The organism is Robiginitalea insularis (genome assembly GCF_052497835.1).
Map to the genome: position 1 here is coordinate 1285271 of NZ_CP199296.1, position 16767 is coordinate 1302037.

Consider the following 16767-nt stretch of genomic DNA (forward strand, 5'->3'; position numbering starts at 1 on the left):
AAACGCAATCTGCAGGTTCTTTGTTTGAGACCACATGGTCTGTAAACCCCAAATGTTACCCAAATGGAAAAGAACCTAAAAAGCATGGCTACCATGCACAAAATGCAAATGACCGGGCTGGAGTTATTTTATGCAAATGGCTACTATAATACCAGCGTCGGAGATATACTTAAAAGCCTTGATTTGTCGAAAGGCGCTTTTTACCATCACTTCCAGTCAAAAGAGGAATTTTTTATCAGTATTATTCAAAATCTCGTATTCCGAAAGGTCTACAGTATGCTCATAGAGCCTCTCGAAGAGCAGCAGGATCCTTTTCAGGCCATAGAAAAATGTCTGGACAATGCCCTTGAAACAGCTGAGCATAATGAAATGGATTTTGGATTTATCCTGAACAATTTTATCAACGAATTCAACGGGAGAAATGAGGCCATAATGAAAAATCTGACGGATATCTGCAAAGTATGGGAGGTAAACCTGGTTACTTTATTGCAAAAAGGCAAAACCAACGGATACGTGGAAAGACATGTAGACAGTGAGGCCCTGGCCACCTATATCATGGCATCTTACTTTGGAATCCGAACGCTCATGGTCAGTGGCAACGCAAAAACGTTGCGGTACCGGTATCTGCAGCAGCTGCGCGGCTATTTCAGGTCCTTAAGTCAGAAAGTTACGGCCTAATATCATGAGGCGTTGAGGATTTGCCTGACCCGATTATAAATTGTTTGTGGAGCAATGGTCTCCATCACCCTTTCATATCCCGGAGGCACCTTATTACCATATATCGAAGTTGGGATATCTGGAAATTGCTGCAGGTCTGGCAGGATCCAGTTCTCCTCAGGCTGCTTAAAGGGTGCGAATCCGGCATAAGGATGGGTTACCCCCCAGACGGTGATAACTGCCACACCGAAAAGAGCTGCCAAATGCCCATTCCCGCTATCCATGGATATCATCAGGTCCAGATTTGAAATCAGCGCAAGTTCGTCTGAAAAACTCAGCTCCCCTGCCACAGATTTACAGTTGCTGAATTCGGATTCCCAGGATTTTAATCGCATTATCTCTTCTTTCCCCCCTCCAAACAGCAATACTTTATAATCTGAAGATGCTTCCAGCAACCCAATCAATTCTTTAGTGCGGTCTTCCGGATAGCATTTCCCGCTATGCGCGGCAAAGGGCGCCAGGCCTATACATTTTACACCGGTAAGGGGTTGGTGGTCTTTAAATGAAAGGGGCCAGGGCTCTGTGGGCAGGAGCGCTTCTGAAGTTAATGTTACAGGAAATCCAAGGGAGGCAAAGACCTCGGCATAACGCTGATGTGTGGTACGTAATTGTCTGAAAGCTTTATTCCTGGTTCGGGTTAATGACCTTTTTTCCGCCCTGCCTTTGTTCAATGCCGCTACTCGAAGCCTGGTAGCCCGGAAATAAAGCCTGATAATCTTTGTTCGCAGTACATTGTGCAGGTCGGCCAGGTATTCTGGCTGCAAGGCATTTAATTCGCGGAATAGCCGCCACAATCCCAAAAGGCCTTTGTGTCTATCTTTTAATTCAGCAGCATAAAATGAAATCCCGGGGATTCGCTCAAAAAGGGCGGTAAAAGCTTTTCGGCTAACTACAGTAATTTGGAGCTGCGGGTACTGGGCAATAAGGGAAAGGATAACAGGGATTGTCATAGCCACATCCCCCATTGCAGAAAACCGAAGGATCAGAACCTTTTTTTCATTGCTTTTTTTCACGAAGGACCGGGTTTAACTCCTCGTCATTGTACATTTTCATTTGTTTGTACACCTTCATATACTTATCCCCATTGGCAATGTCTTCCAAAAGCTGGTCTATTGCCTGAGACAAATCCTTTCGTTGTTCCAGTAAAATATCCAATTTGGCCTGACAGGCAGATCGGTGTGCCTCAGAAGCATCTTCGCGTTCGACCTCTTCCCGCATATGGTATATCTTGAGTGCAAGAATTGACAATCGGTCAATGGCCCAGGCCGGGCTCTCTGTATTGATAACGGCTGTTTCCTTAACAGATACCTCTTGGTATTTTTTTAAAAAGTAACTGTCGATATATTCCACAAGATCCGTTCGCTCCTGGTTACTCGCATCAATCTTCCGCTTGAGTTCCAGTGCCGCTTTCGGTTCTATTTGCGGGTCCCGGATTAAGTCTTCGTAATGCCATTGCACGGTGTCGATCCAGTTCTTCTTATAGAGCAGGTGACCCACCTCGTCCTTTGGGTAAGGATTGGTAAAAGTCTGATCTACCCTGTCTTTTATGTGATAGGTTTCAATGCTTTTTTCAAAGATGTCGAAGGCAAAGTCACTGAACATATTATATGCTTTTTGGCAAAGATACCGCTTATTTGGCAACCCACTCCCCCGCAAATACCAAAATACCCACAAGAAGGAGCCCGGTCAGCATGGCTTCCTTTACGGCTTCCTTCTTAAGGGTTTCGATATACTTGGAAATAAATACGGCCGCCGGGAAGAATAAAAGGATTACAGCTCCACCCCTTTCATTACTCATTAGTAGTACCACTGCAAAGGCTATAATCAAGGCTAAAGCGATAAGCCTCATACTGATTATTTTTCCATGACCGGATTTGCCGAGTTTTAAAAATGACACCAAACCTGAAAGGAGGACCAGCAACAGGAATAACCCTAATTTAAAACTGTTCCCCCAATCCCGCCAGTAAGATAACAGTCCATCCCATAGGAAGCGATAATGTTCGCTTAGGTAGTCAGGATTACCCACTATGATGGAGAAACTCCAGGAAATAATCCCCACTACTATCACGGCAGCCAGCGGGATCAGCCAATTCCTGAAATTTTCAGGTTCATAGAAATAGACAAACAGCCAAACCAAAACCAAAAATAACAGTGCCCAATCGATGAACAGGCTTGCGGTAACTATCCATAAAGCCCCATCAAAGATCTTGAATTTACTGTTGCGCAGCGATTTTAAGCTGATAAGCCTGCGCATTGCCAGCAATAGAAATAAACTGGCATAAATAGAATCTCCATCCAGCAAAATATCCGGGAAAATCAGGAAAAAAAGGCTGTAGATATAAAGGCTATAGGAGTGTGTCCCGGTTAATTGATTCCTTTGAACCACAAAGTTTATGATCAGGACAGTAAACAGCAGGCAGGCGGCCCGCAGCAAATGCCCGGGCAGGTTATCCACGTCTATGGGTTGCCCGAACCGTATCGCATTTACAAACCAGTATAAGGCAAAAAGAAAAGATAATACCAGCACATAATTGATGGGTTTTGTTTTGCCAAAAACACTTGAAATCATCACTGGTTTTCGTATGTTTGTATCGTAAATATAGGTACAATGAAATCTTTTTTTGAAGGCATTGAGGATTTATTTGTCAACGGACTGTTCGCTCCTTTTGATTTATTACGCGAAATGCAGAACTGGTGGACGGCCAATTCGGTGAACTGGGTATTCGTCCTGATAGGTTTTGTGGCCATGGTCTATTGGCTGCGCCAGTTGCGTATTTTTGACGCCAGCGGAGAAGAAGATACCAGTATTACGGCTCACTCCTATATGTAAGCCTGCGGGCTGTAGCCCCTGCCTGAATAACCCGAGGCTACAAATCAAATCCTATATCTTTTCGGAAGTAAGCATCCGTAAAATCTATTTTTTCCAGGTTGCTGTAAGACCGGCCAAGGGCCTGCTTGAAATCTTTTCCAAAAGAAGTTACTGCCAGTACACGTCCTCCGTTACTTAAAGTCCCCTTCTCCCTATCATGCGCAGTTCCGGCGTGAAAGACGACAGATCCTTCAATGTTTTCCAGGCCACTGATAGGATATCCTTTTTTATAGCCTTCCGGATAGCCCCCGGAAACCATTACAACTGTGGTGCAAGCCTCCTTTTTAATTTTTAATTCTGCCTGATCCAAATTCCCACGGGCCGCCGCCACCAACAGGTCCAACAGGTCACTTTCTAGTCTGGGAATTACTACTTCTGTCTCCGGATCTCCCATACGCACATTGTATTCAATAACAAAAGGGTCGTCTCCAACCTTTATCAGGCCTATAAAGATAAATCCCACATAGGGTATGCCTTCTTCTTTTAAGCCGTTTACAGTCGGGATAATAATCCTGTCTTCAACCTTCTTCATAAAGGCTTCACTGGCAAAAGGCACCGGGGATACAGCCCCCATGCCACCCGTATTCAGCCCGGTGTCTCCTTCTCCTATCCGCTTGTAGTCCTTGGCAGTAGGAAGTATTTTATAATGCTCCCCGTCGGTCAGAACAAAGCAGCTCAGTTCAATTCCGCTGAGAAATTCCTCGATCACTACCCGAGCACTGGCCTTGCCAAACTTAGCATCCACCAACATCTCCCGTAACGCTTCCCGGGCCTCCTGTAGGTCTTGCAGGATTAGTACGCCCTTTCCGGCTGCCAGCCCGTCTGCCTTCAAAACATAAGGCGGGCTGAGTGTTTCCAGGAAGTTATAGGCCTCCTGTAGTTCCGAAGCGCCAAAACTTTGGTAGGCTGCAGTGGGAATGCCATGGCGTTTCATAAACTCCTTGGCGTACTCCTTGCTGCCCTCCAGCATAGCCCCTTCTGCAGCAGGCCCTATGACCATCACTTCGGAAAGTTCGGCGTCTTTCTCAAAAAAATCGTGTATCCCCTTCACTAAAGGGACTTCCGGCCCAACCAGCAACATATTGATGGAATGTTCCAATACGGCCTTTTTAATTCCATCAAAGTCTTCAACGCTTACCGCAATATTTCGGGCTATCTCAGCCGTCCCCGCATTTCCCGGGGCGACAAATAATTGATTGAGTTTGCTGCTTTGCTTGAGTTTCCAGGCCAGGGCGTGTTCGCGACCCCCAGAGCCCAATATGAGAATATTCATCTGCTGGCTTTTCAGCAAAAATAGCTTTTGAAAGGGAAAGTGGCCCGTGAATGGGGAGATTTTTATCAGCGCCTGTTGCGGGTCGAAAAATCGCGGTGTTCCTTTTTCTTGAGCTCCTCTTCAGACAGGGTCTTGAAATAGTCAAAGGTTTTCCGCATCCCCTCTGCCCGCCCCACCCTGGGCTCCCAGCCCAGAATTTCTCTGGCCTTAGTGATATCCGGCTGTCGCTGCAATGGATCGTCTTCCGGCAGTGGTTTGTAAACGATTTTCTGCTCCGCCCCGGTAAGTCCAAGAATCTCTTCTGCAAATTCCTTAATCGTTATCTCATCCGGGTTACCAATATTTACCGGCAAACTGTAATCCGAGAGCAACAAGCGGTAGATTCCTTCAATCTGATCGTCAACATAGCAAAAAGAACGCGTTTGCGTGCCGTCTCCGAATACGGTCAGGTTCTCACCCCTGAGGGCCTGCCCCATAAAGGCAGGGATGACCCGCCCGTCGTTCAAACGCATCCGGGGGCCGTAGGTATTAAATATCCTGGCGATACGCGTTTCCAGGCCATGAAAGCGATGATAGGCCATGGTCATTGATTCCTGGAAGCGTTTGGCTTCGTCATAAACCCCTCTGGGGCTTATCGTATTTACATTCCCAAAGTAGGACTCAGATTGTGGGTGGACCAGGGGGTCCCCATATACTTCTGAAGTGGAAGCAATCAGGATTCGGGCATTCTTTTCCTTGGCCAATCCCAGGAGGTTGTGAACTCCAAGTGCCCCAACTTTTAAGGTTTGAATGGGAATTTTAAGATAGTCTATCGGGCTGGCGGGAGATGCAAAATGAAGAATATAATCCAATTTGCCGGGCACGTGAACGAACCTGGTGACATCGTGATGGTAAAAATCGAAATGCTCCAGGCGAAAAAGATGCTCAATATTTTTAAGATCGCCGGTGATGAGATTATCCATCCCGATAACCTCGTAACCTTCCGTTATAAAACGATCACATAAATGCGAGCCTAAAAATCCTGCCGCTCCGGTTATTAATACGCGTTTTCCCACAAAAGATTTAATTATTTTGAACCAACTCCCTGCCTATAGACTCATAATGAAATCCCTCCTGCCTCATTTCCTGAGTATCATAGAGGTTTCTGCCATCAAAGATTACGGGATTTTTTAAAAGCTGCTTCACTTTTCCAAAACTAGGATTTCTAAAGACTCCCCATTCGGTGCAGATTACCAGGGCATCCGCGCCCGTAACCGCCTCGTACATGCTGTTGGCATATTTTATTTTATCCCCTAGTTTTCGCTTTACATTTTCCATGGCCTCGGGGTCAAATGCTGTAATGGAAGCCCCGGATTTTAGCAGCTCCGCAATCACGTCAAGAGAAGGAGCTTCCCGAATATCATCTGTTTCCGGTTTAAAGGCCAGCCCCCAGATTCCAATTCGTTTGCCTTTCAAATCGTCCTGAAAATATTTCCTGATCTTGGGAATCAGAGCGAGTTTCTGACTTTTATTTACGCTGATAACCGAATCCAGTATCTGAAAATTGTATTCATGGTCCTTTCCGGACTTATGCAGGGCCTTTACATCCTTTGGAAAACAGGAACCCCCGTAACCAATCCCGGGAAACAGGAAACGCTTCCCAATTCGGGAATCCGTTCCCATCCCAATACGCACTTTGTCCACATCGGCCCCCACCCTTTCGCAAAAATTCGCGATTTCATTCATAAAGGTAATTTTGGTGGCCAGATAAGCGTTTGCCGCATATTTGGTTAGCTCTGCTGATTTTTCATCCATTATGATGACCGGGTTTCCGGAACGCACAAAAGGCTTAAACAACTTCTGCATCATGGAAATGGCGCGTTCTGAACTCGACCCTACAACAATGCGCTCGGGTTTTAAAAAATCATCTACCGCAAATCCTTCCCGTAAAAACTCCGGATTAGAGACCACATCAAATTCGCATTTGGCATGTTTGGCAATAGCCGCATGCACCTTTTCGGATGTCCCCACAGGAACAGTGCTTTTATCGACAATTACCTTGTAATCGGTTATTAGCTTTCCTATCTCGTCAGCCACCCCGAGGACATATTTCAGGTCGGCAGAGCCATCCTCATCCTCCGGTGTTGGCAGCGCCAGAAAGATGATATTGCCGTGATCCAGACCTTCTTTGAGGGCAGTTGTAAAGGTCAGTCTGCCCGCATTTATGTTCCTTTCGAATAATACATCCAGATGGGGTTCATAAATAGGCACCTCCCCGGACTGCATCTTCCTGACCTTGTTTTCATCTATGTCCACACAGACTACCTCATTACCGGTTTCGGCCAGGCAGGTGCCTGTAACCAGGCCAACGTATCCGGTTCCAATGACAGCAATTTTCATCTGAAATACAACTTACTAATAGATTTATACCGAGAAGTCACAAATGTAAGCACATTCTAACAATATATGTCCTTACCACCTAGTAGCCCTACCTATAAAGCAATTTTGCGCTCCTTAATAGGCTTTCTCCTCTCCTTTGAAAGCATTCAGCACCGTTTGTACAATGATCTTTAGGTCGAGTAAAAATGACCAGTTTTCAATATAGAAGATGTCAAATTTAATACGGTTCTGAATGTCTGCCTGGTTTTCGATCTCCCCCCTGTAGCCCCTGACCTGTGCCAGTCCCGTAATTCCGGGTTTCACCAGGTGTCTTACCATAAACTTGTCTACCCGGTCTGCATATTCATCTGTGTGCTTCAGCATATGAGGTCTCGGCCCCACCACAGACATATTGCCAAAAAGTACATTGTAAAACTGTGGCAGCTCGTCTATGCTGGTTTTCCGGATAAACTTCCCGATTCGGGTCACCCGCATGTCATTTTTGCCAGCCTGCCTGTTGTCCGCATCTTTATTCATTGCCATAGAACGGAATTTAAAACAGTGAAATTCCCGGTTGTCCAGCCCACTGCGCTTCTGTACAAAAAAAATGGGGCCTTTGGATTCCAATACAATCAGTACGGCGAGGATAGGGGTTATCCAGATTAGGATCCCAAAGATAATTACGAGGCTAAAAAGGATATCGAAAAGTCTCTTGATGGCCGCATTTATTGGATTATGAAGAGGTATATCGCGAAGCGAAAGTATGGGCAGGTAATCGTAATACTCGAATTTTAGTTTTTTGGAATATATATTCTTATTGTCCGGGAGGAATTTGAGGGTTTTCAGGTTATTGTCTGCAAAGTTGATGAAATCGATAAGTTCGGTGTTTTTCAGCTCGGAAACAGAGCAGTAGATTTCATCAATGTTTTCCCGAACTATATACTGAAAGCAATCAAAAGTGGAAAAATTTTCTTTTTCGGGATAAAACTGCCTCATAAATTGATACCCAAATTCGGTACGGTCATTGAAGACACCAATCAGTTGTTTGGTTTTTTTGTTGTTGCCCACAACCACAACCTTTCGCACATTACCCTTAAACGATTCCCGAAACCGCATCATCAGGAAGTACGTGATCAGCTTTAAAACGGAAATGATCAGGAAAACTATTACGACATACTGGGCGAGTGCCAAACGGCTCATATTCGGCTGTTTAAAAAAGCCAATAAAGGCATAGATAATCAGGAAGTAAAAGAAAAATTGCCTTACCAGTAAGCGGAGCACGTGAACCACTTTCGTGTAACGATAGATCACATAAAATTGAGTAGAAAAAGCAATAACAGTCCATGAAGTTGAAATATAGATGTGAAAAAGTGCGGTCTCTACGAGGTTGATCGGAAGCAGATAGGCAAATAGATTAATCACGAGAAGATCAGCTAAATAAAAGAGCAGCGTTAATAGGTCTACTACACTTTTTGGTCTAAATATCATCGTTTATTCGTGATTGCGGTTTTCATTCCCCGGTTGTAAAGGTAGAATGAATTCAATTATTCTTGAATTCCCTGTACTTTTCCATTACAAAAGTTTTGTATTCCGATTCAAAGCGTGTTCTGCTAAAGCCTTCCGCGTGCTTTCGGATGACCCGTGCATCGAAAGTCTGTTGCTCAAACCGTTGGATCCCTTGACGCAGGCTCTCTTCTGATTGTTCCATAAAATGGATGCCGGTTCGCCCGTCAATTACGGTTTCTAAAACCCCTCCTTTACCATACCCAATAACGGGGGTTCCGCATGCCTGGGCTTCAACAGGAATAATCCCGAAATCCTCTTCTGCCATAAAAAGGAAGGCCCGGGCCTCCTGCATGTATTTTTTTAATTCTTGTTTTCCTACATAACCCAGGAATTGAACATTATCAGAAGCTTCTTTTTTAATTTTGTGAAAATCCGGCCCATCACCGGCAACAATTAACTTCCTTTCTGGCATTTTATTAAATGCCCTTACAATCTCATCAATCCGTTTATAAGGAACCATCCGCGAAGCGGTAAAATAATAGTCTCCTTTTTGTTCTTTACATTGGTAGAATTCCGTGTCAACTGGCGGATAAATTACTTCAGCCTCTCTTCGATAAACCTTATAGATCCTCCGGGCGATATAATGGGAATTGGCAATAAAATGATCAACCCGTGGATGAGACAGATAATCCCAGTTCCTGAAATTCCTAAGTACACGGCGCGCGTAGGCTCCTTTAAGCCCTTTATTTAATCCTGACTCCTCCAGATATTGAAAATAGAGGTCCCAGGCATATCGGGCGGGGGAATGACAATAACAAATATGCAATTGGTTTTGATGTGTCAGAACCCCTTTTGCCACAGAGGATGAGGAACTCAGCAACAAGTCATATTTTCTAAGGTCAAATTGTTCGATAGCTTTTGGAAACCACTGCAGGAATTTGCGATGGTTGCTCCTTGCTGTAGGAATGTTTTGTAAAAAACTGGTGCAGACTTCCTTACCCCCGAGTATTTCATTCCGGTCTGTTTCTCCCAAAAAATCAACTAAGGCGTAATGCTCAGTTTCAGGCCAAAGGTTATTGATTGATTTTACTACCTGTTCGGCTCCGCCGTAGGTATAATACCAGTCGTGTATAAGGGCGATATTCATGCGAATGTTTCTAAGCAATTCATTTGTAAACGGCCTTCAAGGACAGCATCCGCCTAAAGTACCGAAAAAAACCAGATTGCCGCAATGGCGTATAAAGTGGTTAAGGCTAAAATAGATTTTTTAAATAAAATCCCTTTGGTTTTCAAGGTCCTGTATTGGATGAGGGCGGCCAGGAAAATGACGCTCATGTGTACAAAAACCAGGAGGAAGGTGGTAAGCGAGCCTTTAAGGAAAAACAAAACAATAAGGCCTGCAATAATCAATAGCAGGAACCACAAATTGTTTTTCTTTGCCAGGTTCTCCCTGTCTATAATACTGGAGTTAAGCGCCGTAGCAATCCACATAACCATTTGGAAGCATAACAGGAAGTATACATCTTTGTAATCCTGATAAGTATTCGAAAAGAATACCGAAAATTCATTAAGGATATAGGGTGCAATATAAAAGACTGAAAGGGAAAGGACCCCCATCATTATGAAAAACCAACTGTAATACCGGTCCAGGAGTTTTGGAGGAAACGTATAAAGTTTTCTGAAATATAGAATAGCTACCATCTGGTACACCATTACGGAAACCGCAGAAATCCGAAAATAATAGGCGTAAACTCCTACTTCCTCATACGAAAAGAAATACTCGACCAGGATTCTGCCCGAGGCGGTCAATAAAAAGATCAGGAAAGTACCGAGCATGACATTTAAACTGTATTTGAGAATGCGCCTGTACTGTGAGAAAATAGCTTGCTTGTTGGTGTAAATAAAACTTCGTAATCCTGCCACCATATACACCGATGCATATCCCAGCAAAACATAGTTGATTGTTTCCAGGGAAACTGGTAGGAGCTGAAAATAAAACAACAAGAACAGCACTAACAGCAACAAATAAATACCTGAATCAAAATAAATTGCCATTGTGGACCTCTCGTGGCTTTTTAAACGGGTTGAATAAAATACCTGGTTGGCGATGATAAAAGCCACATTGAAAGACATATACCATTCAGCCTGAAGGCCAAAGACGAAAAATGCCAACTGGTTGCAAAAAAAAAGGGAAGCCAGCCAAACAAGGTGAAGAGCAAAGCCCTTCCGGACCTCAACTCCTTTTTCTCTGAGAAGAAAGTACGGATACCCTCCCGGGACACCCAAATTAATAAAAGCATTCAATACAAAACCCAATCCTGCAAGCGCGTATTCGAGTTTGCCAAAGACCTCCTGGTCCAGAAGGTCTGCCAGGAGTAATGGGGTAAAAAACACAATGCCTTTGGTAAAAAGAAAGCTTAGAATGAATGGAATCCTGGATGCAATATGTTTGTTCTGTATGCTCATCATTATCCCTATTTCAAATTTCCTGAAATTGCTTGTTCATACTTAACTGTTCGATTTTAAACAAAGAACTGCCTTTATTTTTGCGGTGTTTCGGAATTTAAAAAATAAGGGATAATAAAACCTAGTATAAACACCCCATGCTGTCTGTTTAAATAAGATTCAAAAAAACATCCGGCAATAAAAAATAAGAGAATATAAGGATAATAGTAATCTGACCAATTAATTCTTCCACACAGACAGCCCAACAGGATTAAAAAGGCTACTCCTCCCAGCAGACCTGTTTTCAGGAACTCTTCCAGGTACTGGTTATGCGTATTGTATTTAAGCTTTATACCCGATTTAAAACCAACAGTTGCGTATTCCTTATTAAGCCGGTCCTGAACATCACCTGTGCCCAATCCAAAGGGCAAGGATTCCTGGACTATATTTATCGCCAAATAGTCAATTAACATTCTATGTTCAAGGGTGTTCTTTGTGTAAGTATAACGGTTTTTGGTAATTATGGTTTCAATATCAAAATCTGTGGTTTTTTGTATAAACTGCATCCGGTCCTGGATCATGGGCACCTGGCTGCTCAATGACAAAATTATTCCTCCAAACATGATCGCCAAAAAGGCCTTATTATAATCGTTAGCTATAATCAAGCGAACAATTAATACCGCCCAAACAATACAGATAAACAGTAAGGAGGTAAGATTTCTTAAAAGGACAAGAAATCCAAAAGACATTAATACTATCAGAACGTTAATTATTTGGTCTTTTTTCTTCAGCAAGCCTTGAACAGCTGCCAACAAAGGAATGGTAATGATAAATGCCAGGTAAAATTGACTAGCCCCCAGACTCTCGACCAGCATAAAATGCACAAAATTATCCAGGGTCCTACCTGTTATAAATAGATGAAACGCTAACAATCCCAGGAAAATGGCCGGTATCGAAAATTTCAAAATACTCAATATGATATTTCGGTCCTTTTCAGCAAGTGGCTCCGAAAGCAGGACAACAGGGAGAAAAGCCAGGGGAAACATGGACAGGACACGGTCCCAAGCTTGCAGGGAGTTTGAAGAATACATCACTCCTGCCGCCTGGCATAGAAAAAACAAAAGAAATATTTGTATCAACCGATTACAAGATGCCTTTTTTAATTTGGATATTACATTTTGCCTTCTATCTGCCAGGTAAAAGAGTAGTAGGCCCCATACCACCATATTATTCACTGCAAATGAGACAATAAAAGAGATGAACCCCACCAGTAATAAAAATACGTAGATGTTTCTGCGAATATTAATGGTCTGCGTCATCCCGGATTACATTTTTGATAATCACATTGGTTAGCTCACTGTCCTCAATATTGGGTTCAGATAGTTCATGCTTTATCAGCAGGTTATGGATTATTACCGGTTTGAAGGCTTCCCCTGGGTCCAGTCGCAGTTCGGAAAATCCTTCCGAATCCCCGTTTAAAATCCTGACTGAGTCCAACTCACAGTTATCGCATTTGTTCAGCCACAGCCCGGTAAAAGAACGGGCGCTGCCCGCTGGGGCGTCATCCAGACCAGCCATTTGCTGGTTTGATCCACTACCAAAACCTGATATTTCCAACTTGCCAATTCTATGGCCATTACCGGTAAGGTAAATTCCACTGCGCCCGGCGTTACGAATTTTTAGTTCTCCTATGCGAACATTTTTTGGATTGTTATTCCAGCCATGCAACTGTACAGCAGCAGCAGAATACTGATAGTATTTGGTTGGTTCGCCTCCTGCATCAAACACCTCAAGATATTGGATAAGAATATTTCGGGAGCCGGCATAAATGCTCAAGCCGCGATTTTTCTTTCCGTTTATATTCTTTTTTTGATCTGAATGGATCAACAGCGTATCCATTGATATATCTCCTGAATGTCGCACAAAAACCCGGTCCATGACCCTGAGGTTTCCTTTTAGGGATATCCGGGAACTATTGCGGTTCTCAGCTTCGATAATAAACAACTCTCCTCCCAATTCGACCTTTTCAAAATGAATACTAATATCTTCGCCCCCCTCAATTCTGAGGCTTATGGGATAATAACCGGCAGGAAAAAACAAAGGAACTCCCTGATGAGCCAATTGAAATAGTTTTTGAAGTTCATTCTGAGGTACTGTTTGTTCCGGGAAAATGCCATACCTGCGAATATCCCCGTATGGAAAGCTATCATTTGAGACGAAGGCACTGTCGTTAAAATTATCCAAAACCCTTGGAGGCAAAATAGTCTTGCTCTCAGTTTCTGATTTACAGGAAATGGCTAAGAACAAAAGCAGAATGAGGCCAGTCCCTTTCATGCTTCACGATTCTTTAATTCAGGACCATCAATCCGGATTTTAAACAATAATATCGCAACTATAAATCCAAACAGATAATAGGAAGAGGAGCCCAGCAGGAAATTCAGAAAAAAAGAAGCCAGGATAATTGTCGCCAGGTAACCGTAAAAAATGACGTAAGCAGGATGTCCGATCAGCGCCCTTGCATATACTTTTCTAACATATCGTCCCCAAATGAAAATTACCGCTATGCCAAAAAGACCAAAATCTATATAAAAAGGCCCCCAGAATGTAGTGTAAACTGCCGGTTTATAGGATATTTTATTTATTTCTGAAAAAGAGGGTACCGAAAGGCCAAAAGGTCTGAAAAACTTAAAAAAGACATGGAACTCATACATCCCGTAATAATACCCGCTGGTTTTTTCAAGATGGTTTACCAGGCGGATGTATTCGAATATGCCATGGGCAAAATAATGTTTAAGACTGTACAAGCCAATTTCTAAATCCCGATCCTTCTTAGGCAGACTTTCCACGTGTTCCTGAAAATCATCATCTATCTGAACTTCATGCAACTCTTCCCAAACCAGCAGAGTATTGTCGTAATTAAATTCAGCCAAACGCCCCGAGATAACCTTAACGGAATAACTTACAAAAAGGACAAGCAAAAGCAATATAGGGATCCACATGCGCTTACGGTTCAGAAATTTCGGATAGGCCAGAAAGGTTATATTCCTGAAAGTGATCCGGGACAAGCGATAGTTTGTATGGTGCTTCAAGCCAAAAAGGACAGTAACGAAAATGGTTCCTCCAAGCAAAACCATGGTTGTTCTCCCGCCAAGGAAAAAGGTGTCTATGATCGGATATATTCCAATCAAGGTGGCAAATGCCAGATATATTTTGTTATAATTTTTAAAATTATACCAGGCCAGTAACATACAGATTACAGCAAATGGGAATAAAAGTGCTCCAATAACCCCAAAAGCACCACTGCTGAATTCCTGTCCGAAGAGTTCTTCCCTTAATAGAGCCGTATTTCGTGCTGCGTAAATACGGGTCACAAAAAATCCGGCATACAATTTTACCAAAACCCCAATCCCTCCCAGCACAAAAAAAAGAAAAGAGAGTTTTTTTGATTTAAGATTTAGATTTCCGATGTAATCAGCAGAAAACTGCTTCGGTTGCCTCAGAGAGTAAAAACCGACTACAAAGGAAGCCGTATAGAAAATCAGGGTGGTTAAAGGATAAAAAGCGGATCCTGAATACAGGTACTCAGTCGGGATAACTAAAAAAAAAGCAAGCCAAAGCAGAAAAGAAAGAAGCAAAAGACGTATGGGGTGCAGAAATGCCATTATTTTTTTCTGTATACATTTTCAATAAGGTGTTCCTCCTTAACCGGAATCAGACGGGTTTTTACTTTTTCCAAATTGTTGTCCAGATACCGCAGGGATTGGTTCACATACATTCCCGGTTCCTTAAGGTCTTTTGAAATGACAGCTCCTGCTCCTATATGGATGCGCGAACCGACCTTAACCCCAGGATTAAAAATAACTGAGGACCCTATATATACATTATCACCGACCTGTATGCTTCCGTCAATACGGATACGGTCCAACCCCTCATCGGCGTGATAATATCCATGGGTCCAGAGCTGGCTGCCCAGTCCTGCCAATATTGAATAATTACCGAAGCGAACAGACCGGGTAAGGTCCAGATGATGTCCGACGGTTATTTTCGTCCACTCCCCTAAAAAAAGTGTTGATTTCCCGTAACTGACTCCCAGGGGAGCCCTCGTAAAATAGTTCTTATTCCCAATAGCTGCATTTTTTTTCATCCGCACCTCAAATGGGCCCTTCAGAATATTCAGATAGCCAATTTTACATTTCTCATCTAATTCCAGGCTTTTATTTAAGACCAGGTTGAGGTGTCCGATTTGGACCCTGTCTCCCAGGCATAGCTCAGAGACATACAGCCAGCTAAATCCTATGCGGACCCTCTTTCCGATCCTATGCCCCAGTAATCGAAGCATTGGTGTTGCCAGAAATCCTGGCAACAAAACAGAACATAGCGCTGTTAGAAATTTTTTCATGCTTATGACGAAGGAGCTGTTGCTAAGATAGCCCGAAATGCACTAAGAATTTTCTCCCTGTTCTTCTTTTCGATACTATGGGGAGCCGTAAAGGGATCATTGACCTCCCCTTCAAAGCTCGTGCTGTTAAGCTTGTTGATAAAGGCTATCTTCTCGCTGTCGCTAATCCTTGGGAACGTATTTTGCCTGATCCTGTCCAATTCAGGAAGTATCGCCTGAAGGTCATCTACATAAATGCAATTCGGTTGTGAATTGTTAAGTGTCTCTGTTAAGGTAAGCACCGGTTTATTCGAAAGAATACATTCAATAGCAATAGTCCCTGTTACGGTAATTACCAGATCTATTTTTGGAAAAACCAATTCCATATCAAGCCCATGAGAGATGTGAATGATCTTGGGATGATTTTGACACAATGTTACCAGGGCGTCTGATAACTCATACTTGGATTTTGGGTTGGGCTTTACATAAAGTATGGTGTCCTCTGGAAGCAGATCGGCCAACCCTTTGATAAGGGCCGTCTGATCGCGCCATTTTCGGCCCCATACATCCAAATTGGCCTCTGGTTGTATTTGCAAAGGGTAAAGTACAGCCATTCTGCTGCTATCCGGAATATTGCTGATAGCACCAATTTCCCATTGAGCTATATTGGCCTTTTTGTTCTTTTCAAGCTTATATTTCACCAGAGGGTTCGGAGTATTGTACTTTTCGCCCATAAAATAAGATCCTGTTTTGAGGAGTTTATCTTTCCATTCTTTAGACTTGGAAGAGGATGTTTTTTTCATATAGTCTGGCCTGGACTCCTTCTTAACGATTCTCTGAATTATTTGCCACGCTTCTTCATCGGGTAAGATATCCCCTGATCCCATATACGGACTGAGGCTATCATACATATAAAAGGAAAAACGGCCCGTGGGATACCTGCAAGTGGACGGGTTGAGATATAGAATATTTAATGTCTTGGATAGCTCAACGGTTATAAGTTCATGAAAGGCGGTTGATTCCCCGAACACAAAGTCCGGCTTTACTTCCTTGAGGATTTTCTCAATCTTCAGGGAATAGTAGGTGAAATAATCATTATTCTTATTGTCAAAAAAGTTTTGCTGCCGGTCAGATTGGATAATGCTTTCAAGATTTATAATCGTCTCCCCCTTCTTGGAACGTCTTTCTGATGGGAATGGGATGTTCCTCACATCTCCGACT

At 43.2% G+C, this 16767-nt stretch carries 16 protein-coding genes; 2 read left to right on the plus strand and 14 right to left on the minus strand.

The genetic code is table 11. The features are described 5' to 3' along the window. The first annotated feature begins 63 nt into the window (after window positions 1–63). The gene (locus ACT6NV_RS05900; RefSeq protein ID WP_445386330.1) at window positions 64–678 is read left to right on the plus strand and encodes a TetR/AcrR family transcriptional regulator; all 615 of its coding nucleotides are present in this window, start codon (window positions 64–66) and stop codon (window positions 676–678) included. 2 nt (window positions 679–680) lie between these two features. Here ACT6NV_RS05900 and ACT6NV_RS05905 read toward each other — a convergent pair whose 3' ends face one another. The 3 genes from ACT6NV_RS05905 to ACT6NV_RS05915 are packed head-to-tail and all read right to left on the minus strand — an operon-like array spanning window position 681 to window position 3286. Next, the gene (locus ACT6NV_RS05905; RefSeq protein WP_445386331.1) at window positions 681–1730 is read right to left on the minus strand and encodes a glycosyltransferase family 9 protein; all 1050 of its coding nucleotides are present in this window, start codon (window positions 1728–1730) and stop codon (window positions 681–683) included. Continuing rightward, complete coding sequence (locus ACT6NV_RS05910) at window positions 1714–2319, minus strand: DUF4254 domain-containing protein (RefSeq protein ID WP_445386332.1); 606 nt, start codon at window positions 2317–2319, stop codon at window positions 1714–1716. The genes ACT6NV_RS05905 and ACT6NV_RS05910 overlap by 17 nt, the downstream gene beginning before the upstream one ends. 28 nt (window positions 2320–2347) lie before the next feature. Next, window positions 2348–3286 (minus strand): DUF6427 family protein, encoded by a 939-nt coding sequence (locus ACT6NV_RS05915; RefSeq protein WP_445386333.1) that lies wholly within the window; start codon window positions 3284–3286, stop codon window positions 2348–2350. A 39-nt stretch (window positions 3287–3325) separates the two neighbouring features. Here ACT6NV_RS05915 and ACT6NV_RS05920 point away from each other — a divergent pair, with 39 nt between their 5' ends. Further along, window positions 3326–3547: a DUF6341 family protein gene (locus ACT6NV_RS05920; RefSeq protein WP_445386334.1), complete on the plus strand. Its 222-nt coding sequence runs from the start codon at window positions 3326–3328 to the stop codon at window positions 3545–3547. 37 nt (window positions 3548–3584) lie between these two features. Here the strand turns inward: ACT6NV_RS05920 and purD are convergent, their stop codons facing one another. The 11 genes from purD to ACT6NV_RS05975 all read right to left on the minus strand — a co-directional run bounded on the left by purD (window position 3585) and on the right by ACT6NV_RS05975 (window position 16757). After that, window positions 3585–4859: a phosphoribosylamine--glycine ligase gene (purD, locus tag ACT6NV_RS05925; RefSeq protein ID WP_445386335.1), complete on the minus strand. Its 1275-nt coding sequence runs from the start codon at window positions 4857–4859 to the stop codon at window positions 3585–3587. 65 nt (window positions 4860–4924) lie between these two features. Then, a complete protein-coding gene (locus ACT6NV_RS05930) occupies window positions 4925–5914 on the minus strand; it encodes a UDP-glucuronic acid decarboxylase family protein (protein ID WP_445386336.1) in 990 nt (329 codons plus the stop codon). Window positions 5915–5921: 7 nt separating this feature from the next. Beyond that, window positions 5922–7238, minus strand: a complete 1317-nt coding sequence (locus tag ACT6NV_RS05935) for a UDP-glucose dehydrogenase family protein (RefSeq protein WP_445386337.1) — start codon at window positions 7236–7238, stop codon at window positions 5922–5924. A 114-nt stretch (window positions 7239–7352) separates the two neighbouring features. Next, on the minus strand, window positions 7353–8705 hold the full coding sequence (locus ACT6NV_RS05940; protein ID WP_445386338.1) for an exopolysaccharide biosynthesis polyprenyl glycosylphosphotransferase: 1353 nt from the start codon (window positions 8703–8705) through the stop codon (window positions 7353–7355). 52 nt (window positions 8706–8757) lie between these two features. After that, window positions 8758–9870, minus strand: coding sequence for a glycosyltransferase (locus tag ACT6NV_RS05945; RefSeq protein ID WP_445386339.1), 1113 nt, complete (start codon window positions 9868–9870; stop codon window positions 8758–8760). Between the two features lie 53 nt (window positions 9871–9923). After that, window positions 9924–11192, minus strand: coding sequence for a lipopolysaccharide biosynthesis protein (locus ACT6NV_RS05950; RefSeq protein ID WP_445386340.1), 1269 nt, complete (start codon window positions 11190–11192; stop codon window positions 9924–9926). 71 nt (window positions 11193–11263) lie between these two features. Further along, window positions 11264–12043 (minus strand): O-antigen ligase family protein, encoded by a 780-nt coding sequence (locus ACT6NV_RS05955; protein ID WP_445386341.1) that lies wholly within the window; start codon window positions 12041–12043, stop codon window positions 11264–11266. Window positions 12044–12470: 427 nt separating this feature from the next. Next, window positions 12471–13502, minus strand: coding sequence for a hypothetical protein (locus ACT6NV_RS05960; protein WP_445386342.1), 1032 nt, complete (start codon window positions 13500–13502; stop codon window positions 12471–12473). Next, window positions 13499–14830, minus strand: a complete 1332-nt coding sequence (locus ACT6NV_RS05965; protein ID WP_445386343.1) for a hypothetical protein — start codon at window positions 14828–14830, stop codon at window positions 13499–13501. The genes ACT6NV_RS05960 and ACT6NV_RS05965 overlap by 4 nt, the downstream gene beginning before the upstream one ends. Continuing rightward, window positions 14830–15507 carry an acyltransferase gene (locus ACT6NV_RS05970; protein WP_445386344.1) on the minus strand — a complete coding sequence of 226 codons (678 nt, stop codon included), beginning with the start codon at window positions 15505–15507 and terminating at the stop codon, window positions 14830–14832. Before ACT6NV_RS05970 ends, ACT6NV_RS05965 begins: the two co-directional genes overlap by 1 nt. A 62-nt stretch (window positions 15508–15569) precedes the next feature. Continuing rightward, window positions 15570–16757 carry a capsular polysaccharide export protein, LipB/KpsS family gene (locus tag ACT6NV_RS05975; RefSeq protein WP_445386345.1) on the minus strand — a complete coding sequence of 396 codons (1188 nt, stop codon included), beginning with the start codon at window positions 16755–16757 and terminating at the stop codon, window positions 15570–15572. Window positions 16758–16767 lie beyond the last annotated feature (10 nt).